We start from the raw sequence: 21,479 nt of genomic DNA on the forward strand, positions 1-21,479 counted from the left end.
GTCAGGGATTGCGCATCAACGACGATGCGGAGAACGACATGACGACGWCCAACGAAATCGCAGACAAGATTGCTGGCGAACACGGTCTGACGAAGGTACAGGGTAAGGCGATCGTCGAGGCGGTCCTCGCTTCGATCACCGAGGCAGCTCTTGCCGGCAACGAAACCTCGCTGCCGGGCTTTGGCAAGTTCAAAGTCAAGGCGACGCCGGAGCGCGAAGCACGCAATCCCTCAACCGGCGCGACGATCAGGGTTGCGGCCGCAAAGAAGCTGACCTTCCAGCCGGCCAAGGCGCTCAAGGATGCGATGAACAAGTGATAGGCGAAGAGCCTCGCCGGGTGGAGCGGGGCTCTAACTTTACGCGGCATGCCGACAGCAGACTGATAAGACCGCGATTAAACATCCAGTGAGCAGTGCCCGGTCGGCTCGTACCGCTCTCCTGACCGTTGGTTTCCGCTGTCCGACCGCACACGCTCCTCTAGGATTCTCATGGGCTATATTGGTTGACCTCGTCTCGAGACGGTCAGTCCGACAGGCGACCCGGCCTTCGACGGGCTGCGCCGTTGGGAACGATCGAACGCGTCACGATGCCATCGCATAATGCCTGTTCTCTGACATGTGGGCGCTGCTTGTCCGGAACCGGTACAGCAATTCCGCGAGGTTTTCAGTTTCCTGCGTCAGACTCTGAGCTGCAGCCGTGGTCTGTTCGACCATCGCGGCGTTTTGCTGGGTCACCTTGTCCATCTGGTCGCCGGCGGCCGAGACCTCGCGCAGGCTTGTGGCCTGCTCGCGGGCGGCGACCGCGATCTCGGCGACCGTCGCATTCATCGCGGTCACCTGCTCGACGATCTTTTCGAGCGAAACACCGGATTCGCCGACCAGTTCGACGCCCGTCTTGACCTGCATCGAGGAGGTGGAGATGAGTTCCTTGATCTCTCTTGCCGCATTGGCCGAGCGCTGGGCGAGCTCGCGCACTTCCTGGGCGACGACGGCAAAGCCCTTGCCGGCTTCACCGGCGCGTGCGGCTTCGACGCCGGCATTCAGCGCCAGCAGGTTGGTCTGGAAGGCGATCTCGTCGATGACGCCGATGATGTTGCCGATCTTCGACGAGGAGTTCTGGATTTCTGTCATTGCGGCGATGGCGCGGGAGACGATCTCACCGCCCTTTTCGGCGTTGGTACGGGCCGTTGCCACGACAGCCTGGGCGCGGCTGGCGCCTTCCGCCGTTCCGTTGAGGCCGCGGGTGACATCCCCGAGCGCCGCCACCGTTTCTTCCAACGAAGCGGCCTGCTGCTCGGTACGGCGGGCAAGATCGTTGGAGGCGGTGGAGATCTCCGCAAGGCCGGACCGGATGGTCGTGACCGCGCGAATAACGGAACCGATTGCTTCTTCCAGGCTTGCGACCGAGTTGTTGAAGTGATCGCGGATCCTGACGTAGCGGTGGTCGACTTCGCCGACGCGGACCGAGAGATCGCCCTTCGAGAGCGCATCCAGGCCGAGAGAAATCTGGCGGAAGGCATGCTCCATCACCTTTGCGTCGCTGAGACGCTCGGCTTCCTGGCGCAGCCGCTCTTCTTCGGCGGCGAGGCGGGCGCGCTCGGCATTGGATTCGGCGATCAGCTTGGCGCGACCGGTCTCCTGGAAGACCTTGAGCGAACGCGCCATGGCGCCAAGCTCATGACGATGCTCGACGCCCTTGATCGCGATGGTGTCGTCGCCGCGGGCAAGCCGCTCCATGGACTGCGCCATACCGCGAACGGCGGAGGCAATCAGTCGGCCGACCAAGTAGGAGAGCAGGAGGCCAATGACGATCAACAGGCCACTGATGACCAGCGTTGTGCTGGTCGCGGCGGCGACCGTTGCTTCGACCGAACCGTCCAGGTTCTTCTGCGCGCCGGTCACGGTCGCCTGCAAGTCCTTGAATGCGCCCGATATCTTCGGGGCGAGCACGTTGAGCTGCGTCTGACGGATATTGCCGGATGCCTGCAGTACTTCCTTCATATCACTGAGACGGGCAGTGTAATTCTGCATGAGCTGGCCGGCGCCCATCAGGCGCTTCTTCTGCAGCTCGTTCTTCGCAGCCTTGGCGGCGGCATCGTTGAGCGCCACCGCTTCGGCGAGCGCCACCTGCGCCGTATCATAGGCGGCGAAATCGTCCGAATGCACGAAACGTTCGGAAAAATAGAGGCTGCGGTTCAAGGCCTCCAGCGTCTCTGCCGTCATGTGCTGCAGGGCCACGTCATTCTGGCGCCAGGCGCTACGCATCACGTCGTTGAGCGCGATGCTGGTCCAGGGGCCGAATTCGGTGACCTTGGAAATCAGCATGTCACGTCGGGCCTGAAGGGCGACGATCTGTTCGAACGCCTTGCCATAGGCGGCAATGTCCTGACGGATTGTCGCAAGACCGGACTGCAGGTCCTTGTTATCTGCAAAACGCGGATCGCCCGCCTCGAAGGCTTTGACGCCGGCGCGGAAGCTGTCGACGACGGCTTGCGTCGGCGTGGAGCGGAAGGCTTCCGCTGACATCTGGATCTCGTGCAGTCTGTCGCTGTAATCGGAGATGGCAAGGCTCTGGCCTGCCGTGGCGCGATAAGAGGTGAAGATGGCAGCAAGCCCGTTCATGCCGGAGATCGCGCTGACGGTAAGAAGGCTCATCAACAGAATCAGCGGTACGAAGCCGGAGGTGATCTGCGCGCGGATGCCGAATTTATTCCAGAAATGCAACATGATTGGCCTCTTATGCTCACTGGCTCTTCGGCAAATATTTGGTGACGTTCTCGGGCGTCACGAGTTCGAAGGGAACGTTGTTTTCGCGCGGCACCTTCTCCTTGTTTGCGAGCTTTACGGCAGCGTCGACTGCGGCCGCACCCTGCCCGACGGCGCTTTGAAGAATGGTGACGTCGAGATCGCCGGCCTCCATCGCGGCAAGCGCGTCGTCGGTCGCATCGACCCCGGCGGTGACGACGTCCTTCATCGGCATACCGGCCTTCTTCATGGCACGGATCGCACCGAGCGCCATCTCATCATTGTTGGCGATGACAGCGTCGAACTTGACGCCGGCCGCCAGCCATTCTTGCATCTGCTGGTCGGCATAATCGCGCGACCAATAGGCCGCCTGCCGCTCGACGATCTCGAGGCCCTTGCATTCCGGCATGGCGATGACGTCTGATATGTCCTGCGTGCGGGCGCGGGCGGCCGCGTGGAAGGGTTCGCCCATCAGCACGACGACGCGGCCCTTGCCCTTGAGGAGCGCGCAGACTTGCTTCGTTTGGAGCGTTCCTGACTCCTTCTCGTCGGAGGCGACCACGACCTGATTTTCCGGCAGGTCGAGCAAGTTGGAGGGGACGTTGTTGATGTAGACCAGCGGAATGCCCGCGTCTGCCGCCATCTTGGTCATCTGCGGCCCGAGGTCGCCATCGGAGACGGCAAGGATAATGGCGTCGACCTTGTCGGCAATGAGCTTCTGGACCTGCTTCTTCTGCAGCTCATTGTCGCTCTTGGCATTTTCGGTGATGAGCTTGAGTCCTGATATCGTCTGCCCGTGATTGACGACGCCGTTCAGCAGCGCCGTTCTGAATTTGTCGAGATCGGACATCGAGACGCCGATTGTCTGCGCGCCGGCGGCGGAGATCGACATCGCCAAGGCTATGGATGCGAGCGTGGCAGTCTTCACTAAATTCCCTCCGCGATTTGGACAGCGTCGGATCGTTACAAATCTTGGTAAATTTTACCTTTCATTCGCAGGGAGGTGGCCAAGGAAATTTAACGGTTGGCCATGAGATCGAAGTCGGGGCTGCCGACCCATTGTGTAGTCGGTGTATCCGGAAAGCGTCGTGCCCACGAAGTCAGCGCCCGAGGCAATAGCGTCCCGACCTTCCTCTGCGGTGCTGATATCTGTCATGGTCATACGGCCATGCGCTTTCGCCTCTGCGACCAGATCGCAGACAGAGACACATAAACTTTCTGAGGTGGAGTTTACTTGTCTGACGTCCGCGGTTTTTCACAAGACGAAATTGACGCGGTTCGCGACTACACTAACCGTCTTTATTTGCCAGAACGCCCAAAGTGGCTCGTTAGATTGATCCAGCTCCAGCTCCGGGATGGTTCTCGTAAAAACGTCAACCAGCGTGCGAAGAAGATCGAGGCCATGCTCGTCGGCTCCCGGGACCGAAATCCCCGCGTTCTACCGTTGGAATTTGGGGAACATAGGAGGGAAGAAAAAATACCGCCGTTTGGGGAGATTCCAGGTGCTCAACCTAGTCTGCCTGGCGACCTGGAAGGACATGGACATTACAGCAACATCGAGGCACCGCGGTCGAGATAGGTATCGAGGAATTGTTCAAGACGGGGATTTCTCGGCTTCTTAAAGACCTCCTGTGGGGATCCGCTGAAGAGCACTTTGCCGTGGTCGAGAAAGATGATCTGCTGGCCGACGGTCGCAGCAAAACCTATCTCATGCGAGACAACAACCATGGTCATGCCCTCGGCGGCCAGATCGCGCATCACGTTCAAGACTTCGCCAGTCAGCTCCGGATCAAGCGACGAGGTCGGCTCGTCAAACAGCATGATCTTGGGCTTCAGCGCCAGGGCACGGGCGATCGCCACGCGCTGCTGCTGTCCACCTGATAGCTGCGAGGGATAGTGCCCGGCCCGGCCCTCGAGGCCAACCTTGACGAGCTGGGCCATTGCCCGCTCCTCCGCGTCCTTGCGGCCCATCTTGTGAACCGTCTTCAATGCTTCGCTGACATTGCCGAGGGCCGTCATGTGCGGCCAGAGATTGAACTGCTGGAACACCATGCCGATTTGGGCGCGGATCGCCCGGTTGGTGGCGGCCGAGACTCGCTCGCGCCGTCCTTGGGAATCCTCGGTAAAGCCAAGCACCTCGCCGTTGATGGAGATCGTCCCGTGCGTTGCCTCCTCAAGAAAAGCCATACAGCGCAAAAGAGTGCTCTTGCCGGAACCGGAAGGGCCGATGAGGCAGGAAACCCGTCCGGGTTCGATGGCGAGATCGATACCATGAAGGACCGTAGTCTCTCCGAAAGTCTTGATGAGATTCCTAACTGCTATTGCGGGGACGCTCATGCGTTGAAAAACCTGAATCTGGAAAGTTTCGTTTCAGCAAGGTTGCCAAGCCAGCCGGTGACTTCGACGAGCACCCAATAGAAAAGCGCCAATGCGGAGAGTGCTTCGACGAAGGCATATTGCTGCGACCCGATTGCACTCAGCGTGGCCGTCAGCTCCGGCACGGTGATAATGGACAAGACCGCCGTCTCCTTCATCAGGATGACCACCATATTCACGGATGGCGGCAGCACCAGCATCGTCATTTCCGGCAAAAGAATGCGCATGACGATCTGCCCCTTTGTCAGGCCGACACATTCGCCAGCCTCGATATGGCCCTTCGGCACAGCCTGGAAGCCGGAGCGGAAGATCTCGCTGAAATAGGCCGCGCCATAGATGGAAATGCCGATCAGTCCGGCCGGCAAGGGGTCGAGATCAAGGCCGACAAAGGGGCCGCCGTAATAGACTAGGAATATCTGGATGAGAAACGGCGTGCCACGCAGTACGCCTACGACGGCACCCAGCGCCTTGTTGATCAGCACGCCGCCATATTGCCTGGCGACTGCCATCAGGAAGCCGATGACGGTTGCAGCGATGGTGCCGAGGATCCATATCATGATCGTTACGCCGGCACCGCTTACGATGGCCGGCCATTGCCCGATGAGGACATTGATGTCGAAGGTCACCGCGGCGCCCCCGGGAGTCTATTTTCGATCAGGCCGCCGGCAAGCGCCATCAACCAATTGATCACCAGATAGATGAGACCGGCGGATGCGAAGAGCTGCAGCGGCAGGAAGGTGCTGCCGGCAAGGTCCTGGGCCATGCGCGTCAGTTCGACGATGCCAACGACTGAAACCAATGACGACGCCTTGAGAATGAGGATTGCCTCGTTGACGAGAGCTGGAAACGTGAGGCGCAGGGCGATCGGAACCTTGACGCGTCGGAAGACCTGGCGCGGCGTCAGGCCAACCATTTCCGCCGACTCCACCAGGCCTAGAGGCACGCTGGCAAAGCCGCCGCGCAGGTTCTCGGCCTGGTAGGCTGCCGTGCAGAGCGACAGACCGATGATCGCGGCCACGATGCTCGGCACATTGATGCCGATGACCGGCAGCAGATTGTAGATCAGCAGCAATTGCACCAACAGCGGCACGCCGCGAAAGAAGCTGATGAAAATCTGGGCAGGTCGCACGAAAAGCCCTCGCCCCGACAGCAGCATTCCCGAAAGAAGGATCGCAATCGCAAAGCCGATGAGGATCGACACAACACTGATGGTCACCGTGTAGATCGATGCCTGCAGAAGCAACTCGAAGAGTTTAACGGACATTGTTCAGATTTCGCTCGCTTGGCGGTGAGGAAGATCCGGTCGCATTTCTCGGCCATGCCCCGGCAACACCGCGGACATGGCCGATTTCCGATGGCTGATCAGAATGCCGGGTCCTTAACGGAATCCGGTGTGTCGAAGCTCGCGCCGAACCACTTCTTCTGCAGCGTCGCCATCCGGCCGTCAGCTTTGATCTTCAGCATGGCGGCGTCGATTGCGTCCATCAGTGGCGCATGATCTGCATCCTTCAGGCCGATAAAGCCGAAATAGGATTTTTTGCCAAAGGGCGGCATCACGACTTCGAACGTGCCTTCGCGCTGCTTGGCGACGAAAGCAATATTGGGCAGTGAATTGGCAACACCGGCGATGCGGCCGGCCGCGAGATCCGCATAGGACTCGGTGAAGGCCGGATATTCGCGGATATCGACCTTTGTCGGCAGGGCTTCGGAAAACTCCTTGAGCTGATCCAGCTGGGCGGTCGCCTTGCCGACGCCAATCTTCTTGCCAGCGATATCCTCCGGCTTGTTGATCGTCTGGTCGCCGGCCTTTTTCAGGATCGCGATGGTCGCCTCGGCAAGCGGCGGTGTGAAACGATAGCGCTCCATGCGCTTCTTGGTGATCGTCGCTGGGCCTGCGACGACGTCGAACTTGCCGGCTTCGAGCGCCGGGAAGACGCCGTCCCAGGGGAGCGTGACCCATTCGATTTTCACGCCGAGTTCCTTGCCAATCTCGTTAAAAAGATCGACGTTCAAGCCGACATGTTCGCCAGCGTCGATAAAATCGAACGGTGCGAAGGCCGTCTCGGTACCGACCTTCATGGTGCCAGCTGCCTTCACGGCGGCAAGCGTATCGGCCGCATGGGCAGAAATAGTCGCGCCGAACAGAAATGCAGCGCCGACCAGCCCCTTCAGAAGCGAACTCTTCCTCATGTTTTTCTCTCCAGTTTCACCCTTCCGGTGGAAGGTCCAAGTTCCCCAATCGTTGTCCCGCCGAGCGGATTTCTCTGATCCGCTTTTGTCTATACAAATAGATACAGGCCGGCCTACACTGTCAAACGCTAAACTCGGCGGATGCAAGATTTGTGCCGCATAGTGCCGGTAGACCCGGTAGCGGCGGCTTTGGTGGAAATTGAATGTCATCGCTGGATCGAGGTGAGTTTTGGTCTCAATTCATCAGAGAATATTCGAAGACATCGAAACCAGGATCATGACCGGCGTTTGGCAACCCGGGCACCGCATCCCCTTCGAACACGAGCTGGTACAAGAGTATCGATGTTCCCGAATGACCGTGAACAAGGCTCTTTCGGCCCTGGCGGAACGCGGCATGATCACACGCCGCCGCAAGGTTGGCTCCTTCGTCGCCTCCCGGCAGATCGACCGCACCGTGATGGATATCCAGGACATTTCCACGGAAGCCGAATTGGCGGGGCATGACCACGGCTACAGGATCCTGCGGCGAAGGATCGAGACACTGGATGGGGCCACCGCGGCACAGCTCGGCGAGACGACGGGATCAGACATCCTGCGGCTTCACTGCCTGCACACCGTGGACGGCAAGCCAAATGCGCTGGAGCGGCGGATCATCATGCTCGCCATGGTGCCGTCTGCCAGAACCGAAAGCTTTGCTTCGGTCCCGCCCGGCAAATGGCTGCTGGACATGGTGCCTTGGTCGAAGGCAAGGCATGTCATTCGTGCGGTTTCGGCCGATGCCGCCACGGCACGCCTGCTTGAGACCGAGCGTGGCAAGGCCTGCCTGACCCTGATCCGCCAGACATGGCAGGGCAGCCGCACGGTCACCCACGTCGAAATCATCCATCCCGGCGACCGTTTCCAATTCGCCGGCGACTTTCATCCGACGGAGAGAGGCATCCCAGATCAACCGCCGCGGAGAAGCTCCTTTTGACGGTAAAACAGGTTATCAGGACGGTGCCGCTCAAGGGCTTACAGGCGTTCGAAGCTGTCGGCCGGTGTGGCGGCGTAAGCGCCGCGGCCCTCGAACTGAACGTTTCCCCCGGCGCAATAAGTCAGCAGATTCGCAAGATCGAGAGCTTTCTCGGCGTCACCTTGCTGGAGCGCAACGGCCGCACTGTGGAGCTCACCCAATGGGGACGGCTCTATCACCAGGAAATATCGAAGGGTTTCGAGCAATTCGCGCTTGCGGAACAGATTTTGGAACGGGCGCGCAATGAGAATGCTCTGGTTCTCAGCGCCTTGTCTTCCGTCGTCAACAAATGGATAGGGCGCCGGATCTTCGACTGGCAGGCCCTTCATCCTAATGCTCATGTCAGGATTGTCGGCCGCGACAAGGAACCGCGCATGGGCTTCGACGAGGTCGATTTCCGCATCAGCTATGGATCGGATGTGCTGCAGCATGAACACTATACCGAACTGTTCCGCGATTGGGTCGTGCCGGCCTGCTCGCCGGCGCTGATCAAAGGCAAGGCGCCCTCCGTCGCGCGGCTTCTCGAATATCCACTCCTGCATGTCGAATGGGAGCGGCACTTCACACCCTATCCAAGCTGGCGCGAGTTTGCTGCCAAGACGGGCACCGCGTTTGAGGAGAGCACAGCCGGCCTTTCCTTCACTCTGTCGAGCAGTGCGATTGACGCAGCCGTCAACAAGCGCGGCGTCGTCCTTGCGCAGATGTCTATGATTGCCGATGAGCTCGAGGCACAGACGCTCGTCATCCCCGTCGACACACGCATAGCACTGCGCGAAAGCTATTATCTCGCCTGGGACCGCGCGGCGTTGCAAAAGCCCCATGGGAGCGAATTCCGCGATTGGCTCGTGGCTGTTTCCCGTCAGCAGGCCCTGGCGTCCGCGCCTCGGCCAACACTTTAGAAAAACTAAAACAGAACTCAGCTGCGCAATATTGATGAAAATTTGTGCCTGACGATAATTTGCGCAGGCGGTTTCCCGCGGTGGCAATGACCAACATGGCAGGAGAGTTCGATGGCGCGGGCCGACAAGATGAAACTCGGAACTTTCGTCTATACGTTCGGTTTTCATCCCGCCTCCTGGCTGCATCCGGCAAGCGACGTCAATGGTGCCAACGACTTCGCTCATCTGCTCCATGTCGCCAAACGATCCGAGGCAGCCAAATTCGATTTCATGTTCATGGCGGATTCTCCCGCCGCCGCCGTCGGCGACCCCAGTGCGCTTGCCCGCATTCCCACAAAGATGAACCGTTTCGAACCCCTCTCGCTGCTTTCGGCTCTGGCGGTCACAACCGATAATCTCGGTCTCGTGGCGACGGTCTCGACGAGCTATTACGAGCCGTACAATGTCGCGCGTCTGTTCTCCTCAATCGACCATCTGAGCAAGGGACGCGCCTGCTGGAACGTCGTCACCTCCGACCACGACGAAACCGGCTACAACTTCAACCGCGAGGGGCTCGACCCACATGCGTTGCGCTATGAGCGCGGCAACGAATTCGTCGATGTCGTGTTCGGTCTTTGGGACAGCTTCGAGGAAGGCGCGTTGCTTCTCGACCGTGAAAACGGTGTCTACTATGACAAAGACAAGCACCATACGCTCGATCACAAAGGCAAGCACTTCCAGGTTCGCGGCCCCCTCAACATCGCGCGGACGCCTCAGGGCCGCCCCGTGATCGCCCAGGCGGGCGGTTCGGAACCCGGAATGGACATGGCGGCACGCACCGCCGAGATCGTCTTCAGCCTCGCATCGAATATCGAGCGCAACCGGGCCTTCTACGAAAACGTCAAGGGCCGGATGCAGGCCTATGGCCGCGATCCGGACGATCTGAAAATCATGCCGGGCATCGTCATCAACGTCGGTGAAACCGAAGCCGAGGCAAAGGCGAAGGTGGATTATCTAATCGATAAGATGCATCCGGACGTTGGCCGGCTGATGCTCTCTGAATTCCTCGAGGCGGATCTGCGTGACGTGGCCCTCGACAAGCCTTTCCCCATGGATCGGCTGCCGGCGGCGCCCAAGGGATCGCGCGCCCTGTTCGATGAGCTGGTCGATTTTGTCAGAAGCGGCCACACCGTCGGCGAACTCATCCGGCACTATGCGGAGAAGCATACCGGAAATGGCATGACGGGCACGCCATCCCAGATTGCCGACTTCATGGAGGAATGGTTCGAGACGCGCGCCGCAGACGGCTTCATCCTGATGTTTCCGACCTTGCCGTCCAGTCTCGACGACTTCGTGCGGCTCGTCCTGCCCGAGCTTCGACGCCGCGGGCTATTCCGCGAGGAATACGAGGGTAGAACCTTGCGCGAGAACCTCGGCCTCTCAATGCCGGCGAACCGCTTTGCCAAAACGCAAGCGCCAACCCGATGAGTGCCGAGACCTTGATCAGCGAAGCGGACTTCAAGCTTTCGATGCGTCATCTGGCAGGTGCCGTGAGCGTGATCACCGTCGGCGACGGTGAAGACCGCACCGGCTTCACCGCGACGTCAGTCTCTTCATTTTCGGCGGAGCGGCCCTCCGTCATCGTCAGCGTCAATCGTGCCTCTTCCTCGTGGCCAGTGCTGCAACGGTACGGCTGCTTCTGTGTCAACGTGCTCGCCGCCGATCAGCAGACTGTGGCGCAATCCTTTGCCGGCCTTGATGGACGCAAAGGCGCCGAACGCTATGGCGATGCGGGATGGTACCGCCTGAAGACCGGCGCGGCCGTCCTTGAAAAGGCTCTTGCAGTGCTGGATTGCAGGCTTGAAACCGCATTCCACCATCATTCCCATGCAATTTTGATCGGGCATATCTGCGCGATCAAAATCCGAAAGAGCATAGGGCCGCTTCTCTATTGGCGCGGCGGTTATCATCAACTTCCGGCAGAGGCTGAGCGCCGCGGTCTAGAAAAGACGCTCGGACAATAGGCCTATCGACGCGACATCCGCATTGGCAAAAGCAAGCCTGAGGTAACGCTCTTGTCCCTCGCCGAAATAGGCGCCGGGTAAACAAACGATTCCGGATTCCCTGGCGAGTTTTTCGGCCACCTCGGAAGACGATCGATCGGCGAAAGGGTGGCGAACAAAGGCGAAATAGGCGCCGATCGCTCCAATCTCCCAGCCTGGCAGCTTGGACACGACCAGCCTAAGCGCATCCGCCCGGCGAGCGATCTCGGCACGGTTGCCGGCCCGCCAGTCGGCGAGCAACGGGATGGCCGATGCAACGGCGATCTGAGCCGAACGCGGTGCGCAGATCTGCATGTTGTCCATCACTTTCGCGATCTCGGCGACGAGTTTGGGTCCTGCCGTGATCGCACCCAGCCTGTGGCCAGGAATGCAGAAGGATTTCGAGAAACTGTAGAGAAGAACGAGCGTATCCTCCCAACCCGGCTCGGACAGCATAGAGTGCGGCCGTCCGTAATCGGCGCCGAGGAAATCGCGATAGGTCTCATCGAGGATCAGCCAGGCGCCATATTTCCGGCAGAGAACGAAAAGCTCGTGAAGCAGCTCCGGCGGATACACTGCCCCGGTCGGATTGTTGGGTGTAACGACCGCCAGCATCTTCGCGCCGGCCGCAAGTGCCGCCTCGGCCGAACGCGGATCGGGAAAGAACCCGTTGGCGGGATCGCAGTCGACCAATCGCCGCCCGATCCCCAGCATCGACAGCGTCGTGTCGTGATTGAAATAGAAGGGATTGGTGAGCGCTACGGTATCGCCCGCGCCAGCAAGCGCGATCGCGGCACACATGAACGCCTGATTGCAGCCGGCCGTAATGTGGATATTGCCGGCGGAAATGGCGGCGCCGTAAAGCTCGGCAATATGGGCAGCGTAGGTCTTGCGCAATAATGGCTCACCCTCGATCGGCCCGTATCCCGTCATCGCCTGTTGTCCGGCCGTCTCGCCGAGAAGCCGTAGCATCTCCGGATGTGCGGGATAGCCGGGTACGGCTTGCGACAGATCGATGAGTGGACCCTTCAGCCCTTTGTATTCACGGCCCCAGGCAACGACGGACGGAATGGGCGGGGCAGAAAGGCGGGAAACGAGCGGATTGAATTTTGCGGCGGTCATAGCGATTTCTCTTTGATCCCGATTGCTACAACGATACCAATGGCTTTCTCAACCTCTTTGTTGGGCGAGACGAAACTGAAGCGGAGACGCATGCCGATGGTGTGGGACAAAATGCGGCTTGAGCAGCTGCGCTCGGAGTTTGCGGACACCAATGGCGGCGAGATATTCGATGAGAAGTTTCGGAAAGTGGCGGAGAAGATCATCTCCAAAAATGGCACGCGACTGGCGCCATATTCTGGAGTGCCAACCTTCCTCAGCGCACCCTATATGCAGGTCGCTGCCGAAGAGCCGGACTTCGGCAATCTCCAGGTCGCAATCACCGGAATCCCGATGGATCTCGGTGTCACCAATCGCCCAGGTTCCCGTTTCGGACCGCGCGCACTTCGCGCCATCGAGAGGATCGGCCCGTACAATCACGTTCTCGCCACGGCGCCGGTTTTTGATCTTCGGGTCGCCGACATCGGCGACGTTTCGTTCCAGAGCCGCTACCGGCTGGAGCTCAGCCACGACGACATCGAAAGGCGCATTGGCCAAATCGTTGATGCCGGCGTCGCCCCGCTTTCCGTCGGAGGCGATCATTCGATCAGCCATCCGATTTTGAAGGCCATCGGCCGGCAACAACCAGTCGGCCTTATCCATATCGATGCCCATTGCGACACAAGCGGCGCATTCGATCGGACAAAGTTTCATCATGGCGGACCGTTCCGGAACGCTGTGCTGGACGGCGCACTCGACCCGACAAGGACAATCCAGATCGGCATCCGTGGCTCGGCCGAATATTTGTGGGAATTCTCCTATGCGTCGGGAATGACTGTGATCCATGCCGAAGAGATCAGCGGAATGGGGATCGCGGCGGTCGTCGCCAAGGCAAAATCCATCGTCGGCGACGGCCCGACCTATCTTTCCTTCGACGTTGACAGCCTCGATCCGAGCTTTGCACCCGGCACGGGCACGCCTGAGGTCGGTGGATTGACCACGCGTGAGGTCCTTGAATTGATCCGCGGGCTGAAAGGTATAAACTTGGTGGGCGGCGACGTCGTCGAAGTTGCACCGCAATATGACGCGACGAGCAACACTGCACACGCCGCAGCGCAGGTGCTCTTCGAGATCCTGAGCCTGATGGTATTCAGCCCATCGATCGGCAGACGCTAAGCATTCTGTTCAACGAATGCGAGGTATGCGGGCAAGTCTCCAGGCCAAGCTGTTGAGTGCCAATGACCGGTAAAGGCAGCATCGCTAATAGGCAACTGCTATGGCTGAAAAGCTCAAGAGCTCGCGGATCGGATCTACCCCGGTTCTGGCGGACGTGTCAGGCTACTGCATGGCGCGGAATTATCCCGAGCGGCAATCACCGGAGCAGGACAGAGTGGCTCAATACTGCGTGAAATCGCCCGATTCCGACTGAAGCAGCGTCAGCGGATAACGCGCGGGATGATGGACCAGCGCCGTCAGGTTGACCGGGCGGTTGCGATCGTCAAAAGCGATCTGATCCACGGTGAGAACCGCGGCTGGCGGAGGCAGCTCGAGCATCGCAGCCTCCTCATCCGTCGCAAGGCGCGCGCTCAGCGTTGTCTGCCCGCGTTTCGGATGAATGCGATAGCGCTCGCGAAGCTCGCCGTAGAGCGACCGGTTTGCAACGGTCCAGTCGAGATCAAGCAGGCCCGAAACGCGGGCCGCCGGGATCCAATCGGTCTGGACGACAGCAGGTATGTTGTCGAGAAGACGAAGCCGCGACAACAGAACCACCTCGGCGCCGGGTGCAAGGAAAAGCGGGCGGCTCACCTCAAGCGGCGCATGCACGATGCTGGCCCCGATCAGCCTATGGCCAGGACTTCGCCCGTTCGCTATGGCGATGCTGGTGAAGCTTTTCAGAACCTGGAGCTCGAAGCCGCCACCACGCTCGGCGACGTAAAGTCCTTTTCCCGGCTGGCTGTGTATGACGCCTTGTTGGATCAATTCTCGCACAGCATGGCGCACGGTGATCCGGCTGACATTATAGAGATCAACGAGTTCGCGTTCTGATGGCAGCTTGCCGCGCAACGGCAGCTTGCCGTCGCGGATAGATGCCAAAAGGGCTTCGTAGACCTGCTTGTGCAAAGGGCGAGGGTCATTCCGGTCGATGCCGCCCTTTGGCGCGACGAGTGGTGCCGGAGCTTGCTGCATCTTCGAAATCCGATCCTGTGCGGAGCACTCTTGCCGTTTTGCATCTTCGACGCAAACGTCGGCAAAGTCCATGTTGACATGACTGGTCATAACCAGTCCTATTGGAAACAAGGAGACARAGAGCTCCGCGTGATGCCGAAGCGTTATCAACGAAGGGAACAATCGATGCTGAAGAAAAGCCTTGTCGCATTGGCGATATCTGCAGCCCTCTGGGGTGGCAGCGCGCATGCCGAAACCATTTCCGTGTTTTGCTCGCCAACGGAATTCGAGCTCTGCACGAACGTTGCCAACGCCTGGAAGGAAAAGACGGGCAACGAGGCCAAGATCAACAAGATGCCCGCGCTTCTGGACGATGCGATCCCGATCTATCAACAGTTGCTCGCCGCCAAATCCAAGGACGTCGACGTCCTTTTCCTCGATGTGATCTGGCTCGGCATGTTCAAGAGTAACCTGCTCGATCTCAAGGCAATGATCCCGCAGGCAGACCAGGACAAGCATTTCGCCTCGACACTCAATGCGGCCAAGCTTGACGGCAATCTCATTGCCATGCCTGCCTATATGGACGTCGGGCTCATGTTCTACCGCAAAGACCTGCTCGAAAAATACGGCAAGACGGCGCCCAAGACCTGGGACGAGCTTGCTGCCACCGCCAAGGAAATTCAGGACAAGGAACGGGCTGCAGGCTCGGCCGACATGTGGGGTTATGCCTGGCAGGCCAAGAGCTATGAAGGCCTGACCTGCGACGCGATCGAGCTTGTTGCTTCCAACGGTGGCGGCACCATCATTTCTGACGACGGAAAGGTGACTATCGACAATCCGCAGGCTGCCGAGGCGCTCGAAAAGGCGAAGGGCTGGATCGGCTCGATCAGCCCCGAGGGCGTCCTCAACTATGATGAGGAGCAGTCGCGCGCCGTCTTCGAATCCGGCAACGCGGTCTTCCATCGCAATTGGCCCTATGTCTGGGGTACCTCCCATGAAAAGGGGAGCAATATCGTCGACAAGGTCGGCGTGATGCCTCTGCCGGTCGGCAAGGAAGGCGAAAAGTCGAGCGGATGCCTTGGCCCAATGTATTATGGCGTTAACAAATACAGCGCCAAGCCCGAGGTGGCGGCCGACTTTGTGAACTTCATCACCGGCCCCGATATGCAGAAGATGCGCGCGCTGAAGGCGGCCCTCAACCCGTCGATCCAGGCGCTCTACAGCGATCCGGACGTTCTGGAGAAGATACCCTTCCTCAAGGATAACCAGCAGGCCTTTGCCGATAGCGCAGTGCGCCCGTCCGGCTACACTGGCACCAGCTACAACCGCGTTTCGCAGGCTTTCTACCGTTCGGTTCACGACATGCTTTCCGGCGGTGCCGAGGTCAAGTCCAGCCTGACGCCGCTGGCCGGTCGGCTCGAGAAACTGAAGGAAAGCCGCTGACGCTCTTCGGATTTCCGGCGGCGGGAACGCGGCCGGAACGCGTCACTGCCTCGCCACCAATCACGGTGGCGAGCCCTCTGCCGTCTCATACCCTCAGGTGAAAAATGGCATCGGTTTCGCTCGAATCCGTTTCGAAGAATTTCGGTACACATGCTGTTATCCAGAATGTTGACCTGCAGATCATCGACGGCGAGTTTGTCGTTTTCGTCGGTCCCTCCGGTTGCGGCAAGTCAACGCTTTTGCGCATCGTCGCCGGCCTGATCTCCGCATCGAAGGGTGTGGTGAGGATAGGCGGCGACGACGTGACTGATGTGCCTGCCTCCAAGAGAGGCGTAGCCTTCGTCTTCCAGTCTTACGCGCTCTATCCGCATATGAACGTTGCGCGAAATATCGGCTTCGCGCTTGAGACCCTCGGCATGAACAGGGCCGCTATCAGCGAGAAGGTGCGGTCGGTCGCACGAATGCTGAAGGTCGATCATCTGCTCGAACGCCGGCCGCGCGAACTGTCCGGCGGACAGCGCCAGCGCGTGGCAATCGGGCGCGCCTTGGTGCGCCAGCCCGAAATCTTCCTCTTCGATGAGCCGCTGTCTAATCTCGACTCGGATCTGCGCATGGAGATGCGCATGGAGATCGCCAAGCTCCACGACGATCTGAAGACGACAATGATCTATGTGACCCATGACCAATCGGAAGCGATGACGCTTGCCGACCGGATCGTCGTTCTCAATCACGGACGCATTGAGCAGGTCGGCACGCCGAAGGAACTCTACCACACTCCTGACAACCGGTTTGTCGCAGGCTTCATCGGCAGTCCCCGCATGAACTTCCTGGCCGTGCAGACAACATCGGCCAAAGTGAGCGGACCGGGTGGCCTCGTCATCGATGCGGACACCGAGGGCCAGGCAGTGACCGAGATCGGCATACGGTCGGAAGCGATCCGGCTGGTGGCGGCAGGGGACGGACGAATGACCTGCGTGCTCGAACGTATCGAGGATCTTGGCCACGAGCATTTCGCCTATTGCCGCATCAACGGTGACGTCATCTGGGTCGTCCGCGTCAATGTCGAGCCGCCGAGGGAACTGATCGGCAAGGCGGTCGGCCTGAATTTCCAGGACGCCTCGATCTTTGCATTCGCCGCCGACGGAAGACGGCTCATTCTCAACCGCCAGGTCGGCGTGACCGAAGGAGCGCGGCAATGAGTGCCCGGCTCGCCCGCCGCGACCATCGTGCGGCCTGGCTGTTTCTGCTGCCGGTCATCGTCGTCATGCTGGTCGTCGCCCTCTGGCCGCTCGGCCGCACCTTCTTCTTCGCCTTCACCGATGCCTATCTTGACGATCCGTCAGTCTATTCAATGACAGGGGTCGACAACTTCCTTGAGGTCATCAACGATCGCAGCTGGTGGATTGCCGTCAAGAACACGCTGATCTTCACGGTCATCTCGGTCGCGATCGAGACGGTTCTCGGCCTGGCGATAGCGCTTCTCGTCAATGAAGCCATTCCGGGCCGAGGGCTGGCGCGCGCCGCCATCCTCGTGCCCTGGGCGATCCCGGTCGTTGTCTCGACGAAGATCTGGGAATGGATGTTGAACGACCAGTTCGGCGTTATCAATAAGCTCCTCATCGGGCTCGGCCTCATCGATCATGGTATTCCCTGGACGGCGAGCGGTTCGCTGCTGATGGGCGTCGTGATCTTCGTCGACGTGTGGATGACAACCCCGTTCATGGTTCTGCTCATCCTGGCGGGCCTGCAACTGATATCCTCGGAGATATTCGAGGCAGCGGAGGTCGATGGCATTCCGGCATGGAAGCGCTTCTGGTCGATCACCCTGCCGATGCTGCGCCCGGCGATCGGCGTAGCGGTCCTCTTCCGCGTCCTCGATGCACTCAGGATGTTCGACCTTGCCTATGTGATGGCGGCGAGCAACGAAAGCGTGATGACCGTCTCCATCTACGCGCGCGACCGGCTGATCAGCTTCCAGGAGCTCGGCATCGGCTCGGCGGCATCGACCTGGGTCTTCCTGCTCGTCGCGCTTGTCGCCATCATCATCATCGGGGTCCTTCGCCTCGACAGAGCCGCGGGGACCTGAGCGACATGGCCGATGCAATCATCCCGAAGACCGTGCGCAAGCCTGCCTCCTACTTCCGTATGCGGCGGCGCGCCGTGCGAAGCCTGCAGGTCCTGGCTCTTCTGCTCGTCCTGTTCTACACGCTGTTTCCCTATTACTGGGCCTTCGTTTCCTCGACGAAGCAAGGTTCGGCGCTCTATCAATCCGCGCTGATGCCGGCGTTCGACTTCACCTACTATCGCCAGTTGATCGACAATCCTGTTTTCATGGGCTCGCTTATGAACTCGGCCTATGTCGCGGTCTCAACCACTTTCCTGTCGCTCGTCATCGGGCTCAGCGCCGCTTATGCGCTGGGGCGCATCGACTTTCCGCAACGGCGCACTATCCTGATGATCGTGCTGATGATCTCGATCTTTCCGCAGGTCGTCGTTCTCTCCGGCATGTTCGAGCTGATCAACTGGATGGGTCTGTTTAACCGGCCAAGCGCGCTCGTCCTCACCTATCTCCTGTCGACCGTGCCCTTCACGACCTGGATCCTGACCACCTTCATCCGCGAGTTTCCGCGGGAGTTGGAAGAGGCTGCGATCATCGACGGCTGCTCACATTTTAGAATTCTGACGAAGATCCTGCTGCCGCTGATGGGACCCTCGCTCGCCAGCACGGGCATTCTTGCCTTCATTCTGGCATGGAACGAGTTTCTCTTCGCGCTGACCTTCACCCTGACGGACGAGAACCGGACCGTGCCGGTTGCGATCGGCCTGATCGCAGGCAATACCCGGTACGAATATCCGTTCGGTCAGATCATGGCCGCGTCCGTTACCGTGACGCTACCGCTGATCATCATCGTATTGATCTTCCAGAGACGGATCGTTGCCGGCCTAACGGCAGGCGCCATCAAAGGCTGACAAAGGAATAAACCATGGACATGCTGGTAAAACTCTACGAGCTGAAGGCCGATCCTGAACTTAATGCGCGCATCGCCGAGCAGGACATCACCATCCGGCGCGTCCTTGCGCCGGAGTTAAACGCTCTGACCGCCTGGATCGAGCCGCGCTTTGGCTCCGGCTGGGTCGCGGAAGCGACGGTTGCCACGATGCGCCAGCCGCCCACTTGCTTCATCGCCATCCAGAACGACGTACTCATCGGCTTTGCCTGTCACGAGGCAACCGCGAAAGGCTTCTTCGGGCCGACCGGCGTCGATACGGTCGCCCGCGGCAAAGGTGTTGGCCAGGCTCTGCTGCTGACCACACTTCTCGATATGTACGCGCAGGGGTATGCCTACGGGGTAATCGGGGGCGCCGGTCCAATGGAGTTCTATCGTCGAAGCGTCGGGGCAGTTCCGATTGAAGGCTCGGAACCAGGCATCTATCGCGGCATGTTGCCGCTTGCCGAGCCGAAAGGCATTTCGGAATCGGGCCACTAGGTCTGGTCGAGGCACCCACAAGAGACAGTCGCAAAGGTCGCGCCGACGAGCGCTTGCGTTGCACTTTACTTTCCACAAATAAAAAGGGGCGGCATCGTGCCGCCCCTTTAATCAGTTGTTGCAGTTAGGGTCGCCCGGATCGCACGCACCGCGCGGTCTTCTTCGATCATTACCCGCCCCGTCATTATCGCCTCTGCGACGGATGTCACCGTTGTTGCTGTCGTCACCTCCCCGGCGTCGAAAGTCCCGGCGATCGCGGTTGCTATTGTCATCGCCGTCGCGGCGGAAATCCGGCCGGCGATCGAATTGCGGGCGGCGATTTTCGTCACCGTTGGCATCCGGCCTGCGGTTGTCTCGGTCGCGATTGAAGTCAAACTGTCGGCGCTGATCGCGATCGAAGTCCGTCCGGCGATCAGCGTCCGGCGTGAGGCCAAGATCAGGTCGTCGATCAAATCCGCGACGTCCGTCAGCGTCTTGTCGTCGATCTAAGTCTGGACGGTTGATGTCACGAGGGGGCGGCCGGTAAAAATCGGGGCCTCGACGCCACCGGTCACGGTCCCGATAAAAATCACGGTTGCGGTAATAGCGGTCCCAATAATTGCCTACGCTGAAGACAACGGTCGGGATTCCAAGCGGGCGATAATATTCGGGTCCTACATAAACACGCCGGCTTTGATACACCGCCTGAACATATCGTCCGGCGACCCAACCGCGACCACCGTAGAATTCGACGTCACACCATGGCACGTCAGCAAGGCAACCATGGATCTCGACAGATTCACCAAGTGGGATAACGGCAACTGCGGGGTAGCTCGTGCTTGGACCTGCACGCATATTGACGTTCGCCGTCGAATAGCCTTCGGCGGCAGAGGCTATCGCAGGCGACAGCAAGAGAAGGCCGGTTGCGCAGATTCTGAGAAGTGTATCTTTCACATTCAACTCCATTGGGGCTGCGCCACCGTCATGATCCCGAGCGGACAGCTCCAAATTGCGGTCGCGTGGAAAAACGTAGCGCGTACTGCCACTTAAGGTGACGTTCATGCACTTGTTTCTCTGAAAATAGATCTGAGGTGATGAACCTCGGTTGAACGCGCCGGTCATCGACTTCTTCACTTTTTTTGTACCTCCGAGACATKGTCCCGGTGTCAGCGTTACTGCAATAGCCGGTTGGCCATCGGTGCGCTCTCCGGCGGGACCATCCGCCGGAGAGCGGGCGGTCGGGGCCGTGCTCCCCTTGGCTTGCCCGCACGACGTTCGAAACCGCGCCAGAGGTCGCCAGCGCATGGTGGAATAGAGCGGGGTCGTTTTCGAGATGCGGCCATTGTTCGCTCAGCAGAAAAGCGGCGAAATCCTCGACGCCGTGTGCCTGACGATATTTCGCCATGCCATCTATCTCGACGTGGAGTGGACGAATCGGTGTCGGGCTCTGAAGATTGTCCATGAAGCGGTATCTCTCAAAATTACGACAAACTCACATGGGACGCGATTCGAATGTGTCGAGTCACCCGTCGCAGAATCCACCGGAAACGCATGCAGGGGACATCACATCGATCCGCAAGGATCGTCTAGAAATATATCGGAGCTTTCAGCATAGCGTCCGGGCGGAACGCGCGGGAAAGCGGGAATTCGCGTTACACAAGGGCGTGAGCAAGGGCAGCCGCAGGAGCTGAGCGAAAGCGGTCCGAAGGACAAGTGGGACCGACTGCCCACAACCGAGTGTTCCGCTTGCGGGCCGATTTCTAAGCTCTTGAAGGAACACGAACTGGGGATCCCTACGATCCTCAACCAACTGCGTGCTAACTCGGAGCACTGAGCGAAGTCTTTACGCCCCGACTACAGTCGCGGTTTGCTGTACTTCGCTCGACCAGAATCTAAACGTAGGTATTGGTCAAATAGACCTAGTCCTGATTCTCCAAAGCCTCCAACTGCGCGATCCTCGATATTGAACCGACGCTCATCGGCATCTTGAGGAAACCCCGATGTCACACACCCAATTATCTTTGTACCACCGCGATCGGCGCGAGACTTCGTCCCACTCGCGC

21 protein-coding genes are annotated in these 21,479 nt (G+C 59.5%); 11 read left to right on the forward strand and 10 right to left on the reverse strand.

Annotated features, from left to right (window positions below; all coding sequences use genetic code 11):
• The first annotated feature begins 38 nt into the window (after nucleotides 1-38).
• Entirely contained in the window at nucleotides 39-317 is a 279-nt protein-coding gene (locus tag AC1DTN_RS25840; RefSeq protein ID WP_477923244.1) for an HU family DNA-binding protein, read from the forward strand.
• A 264-nt stretch (nucleotides 318-581) separates the two neighbouring features.
• Here AC1DTN_RS25840 and AC1DTN_RS25845 read toward each other — a convergent pair whose 3' ends face one another.
• The 7 genes from AC1DTN_RS25845 to AC1DTN_RS25875 all read right to left on the reverse strand — a co-directional run bounded on the left by AC1DTN_RS25845 (nucleotide 582) and on the right by AC1DTN_RS25875 (nucleotide 7,310).
• Entirely contained in the window at nucleotides 582-2,726 is a 2,145-nt protein-coding gene (locus AC1DTN_RS25845; RefSeq protein ID WP_442207428.1) for a methyl-accepting chemotaxis protein, read from the reverse strand.
• Between the two features lie 16 nt (nucleotides 2,727-2,742).
• Complete coding sequence (locus AC1DTN_RS25850; RefSeq protein ID WP_477923214.1) at nucleotides 2,743-3,672, reverse strand: substrate-binding domain-containing protein; 930 nt, start codon at nucleotides 3,670-3,672, stop codon at nucleotides 2,743-2,745.
• A 54-nt stretch (nucleotides 3,673-3,726) separates the two neighbouring features.
• Nucleotides 3,727-3,936, reverse strand: a complete 210-nt coding sequence (locus tag AC1DTN_RS25855; protein ID WP_442207432.1) for a hypothetical protein — start codon at nucleotides 3,934-3,936, stop codon at nucleotides 3,727-3,729.
• A 353-nt stretch (nucleotides 3,937-4,289) separates the two neighbouring features.
• A complete protein-coding gene (locus AC1DTN_RS25860) occupies nucleotides 4,290-5,081 on the reverse strand; it encodes an amino acid ABC transporter ATP-binding protein (protein WP_113321023.1) in 792 nt (263 codons plus the stop codon).
• Nucleotides 5,078-5,746: an amino acid ABC transporter permease gene (locus AC1DTN_RS25865; RefSeq protein ID WP_477923215.1), complete on the reverse strand. Its 669-nt coding sequence runs from the start codon at nucleotides 5,744-5,746 to the stop codon at nucleotides 5,078-5,080. Before AC1DTN_RS25865 ends, AC1DTN_RS25860 begins: the two co-directional genes overlap by 4 nt.
• Nucleotides 5,743-6,384: an amino acid ABC transporter permease gene (locus AC1DTN_RS25870; RefSeq protein WP_113321025.1), complete on the reverse strand. Its 642-nt coding sequence runs from the start codon at nucleotides 6,382-6,384 to the stop codon at nucleotides 5,743-5,745. Before AC1DTN_RS25870 ends, AC1DTN_RS25865 begins: the two co-directional genes overlap by 4 nt.
• Nucleotides 6,385-6,482: 98 nt before the next feature.
• Nucleotides 6,483-7,310 (reverse strand): transporter substrate-binding domain-containing protein, encoded by an 828-nt coding sequence (locus AC1DTN_RS25875; RefSeq protein ID WP_442207427.1) that lies wholly within the window; start codon nucleotides 7,308-7,310, stop codon nucleotides 6,483-6,485.
• Nucleotides 7,311-7,539: 229 nt separating this feature from the next.
• Between AC1DTN_RS25875 and hutC the strand changes: the two genes are divergently transcribed.
• From hutC to AC1DTN_RS25895, 4 genes are all read left to right on the forward strand, one after another.
• Nucleotides 7,540-8,283, forward strand: a complete 744-nt coding sequence (hutC, locus tag AC1DTN_RS25880) for a histidine utilization repressor (RefSeq protein ID WP_113321027.1) — start codon at nucleotides 7,540-7,542, stop codon at nucleotides 8,281-8,283.
• The gene (locus AC1DTN_RS25885) at nucleotides 8,280-9,221 is read left to right on the forward strand and encodes a LysR family transcriptional regulator (RefSeq protein ID WP_477923216.1); all 942 of its coding nucleotides are present in this window, start codon (nucleotides 8,280-8,282) and stop codon (nucleotides 9,219-9,221) included. The genes hutC and AC1DTN_RS25885 overlap by 4 nt, the downstream gene beginning before the upstream one ends.
• A 111-nt stretch (nucleotides 9,222-9,332) precedes the next feature.
• Nucleotides 9,333-10,688, forward strand: coding sequence for an LLM class flavin-dependent oxidoreductase (locus AC1DTN_RS25890; RefSeq protein WP_439018477.1), 1,356 nt, complete (start codon nucleotides 9,333-9,335; stop codon nucleotides 10,686-10,688).
• Nucleotides 10,685-11,224: a flavin reductase family protein gene (locus AC1DTN_RS25895; protein ID WP_439018478.1), complete on the forward strand. Its 540-nt coding sequence runs from the start codon at nucleotides 10,685-10,687 to the stop codon at nucleotides 11,222-11,224. The genes AC1DTN_RS25890 and AC1DTN_RS25895 overlap by 4 nt, the downstream gene beginning before the upstream one ends.
• On the opposite strand, the gene AC1DTN_RS25900 is transcribed toward AC1DTN_RS25895, so the two are convergent.
• A complete protein-coding gene (locus tag AC1DTN_RS25900; protein ID WP_113321030.1) occupies nucleotides 11,201-12,364 on the reverse strand; it encodes an aminotransferase in 1,164 nt (387 codons plus the stop codon). The genes AC1DTN_RS25895 and AC1DTN_RS25900 overlap by 24 nt on opposite strands.
• Before the next feature lie 96 nt (nucleotides 12,365-12,460).
• On the opposite strand from AC1DTN_RS25900, the gene speB reads away from it, so the two are divergent.
• Complete coding sequence (gene speB / locus AC1DTN_RS25905; protein ID WP_113321127.1) at nucleotides 12,461-13,516, forward strand: agmatinase; 1,056 nt, start codon at nucleotides 12,461-12,463, stop codon at nucleotides 13,514-13,516.
• A 219-nt stretch (nucleotides 13,517-13,735) separates the two neighbouring features.
• On the opposite strand, the gene AC1DTN_RS25910 is transcribed toward speB, so the two are convergent.
• The gene (locus AC1DTN_RS25910; RefSeq protein ID WP_113321128.1) at nucleotides 13,736-14,527 is read right to left on the reverse strand and encodes a GntR family transcriptional regulator; all 792 of its coding nucleotides are present in this window, start codon (nucleotides 14,525-14,527) and stop codon (nucleotides 13,736-13,738) included.
• A 165-nt stretch (nucleotides 14,528-14,692) separates the two neighbouring features.
• Between AC1DTN_RS25910 and AC1DTN_RS25915 the strand changes: the two genes are divergently transcribed.
• The 5 genes from AC1DTN_RS25915 to AC1DTN_RS25935 all read left to right on the forward strand — a co-directional run bounded on the left by AC1DTN_RS25915 (nucleotide 14,693) and on the right by AC1DTN_RS25935 (nucleotide 19,437).
• On the forward strand, nucleotides 14,693-15,949 hold the full coding sequence (locus tag AC1DTN_RS25915) for an ABC transporter substrate-binding protein (RefSeq protein ID WP_113321031.1): 1,257 nt from the start codon (nucleotides 14,693-14,695) through the stop codon (nucleotides 15,947-15,949).
• Nucleotides 15,950-16,053: 104 nt separating this feature from the next.
• Nucleotides 16,054-17,148 carry an ABC transporter ATP-binding protein gene (locus AC1DTN_RS25920; protein WP_477923218.1) on the forward strand — a complete coding sequence of 365 codons (1,095 nt, stop codon included), beginning with the start codon at nucleotides 16,054-16,056 and terminating at the stop codon, nucleotides 17,146-17,148.
• Complete coding sequence (locus AC1DTN_RS25925) at nucleotides 17,145-18,035, forward strand: carbohydrate ABC transporter permease (protein ID WP_113321033.1); 891 nt, start codon at nucleotides 17,145-17,147, stop codon at nucleotides 18,033-18,035. Before AC1DTN_RS25920 ends, AC1DTN_RS25925 begins: the two co-directional genes overlap by 4 nt.
• A gap of 5 nt (nucleotides 18,036-18,040) precedes the next feature.
• Nucleotides 18,041-18,919 carry a carbohydrate ABC transporter permease gene (locus AC1DTN_RS25930; protein WP_442207424.1) on the forward strand — a complete coding sequence of 293 codons (879 nt, stop codon included), beginning with the start codon at nucleotides 18,041-18,043 and terminating at the stop codon, nucleotides 18,917-18,919.
• 14 nt (nucleotides 18,920-18,933) lie between these two features.
• The gene (locus AC1DTN_RS25935) at nucleotides 18,934-19,437 is read left to right on the forward strand and encodes a GNAT family N-acetyltransferase (protein WP_113321035.1); all 504 of its coding nucleotides are present in this window, start codon (nucleotides 18,934-18,936) and stop codon (nucleotides 19,435-19,437) included.
• Between the two features lie 111 nt (nucleotides 19,438-19,548).
• Here the strand turns inward: AC1DTN_RS25935 and AC1DTN_RS25940 are convergent, their stop codons facing one another.
• The gene (locus tag AC1DTN_RS25940) at nucleotides 19,549-20,370 is read right to left on the reverse strand and encodes an SH3 domain-containing protein (protein WP_113321129.1); all 822 of its coding nucleotides are present in this window, start codon (nucleotides 20,368-20,370) and stop codon (nucleotides 19,549-19,551) included.
• Nucleotides 20,371-21,479 lie beyond the last annotated feature (1,109 nt).

The organism is Rhizobium sp. 01T444 (assembly GCF_056398305.1).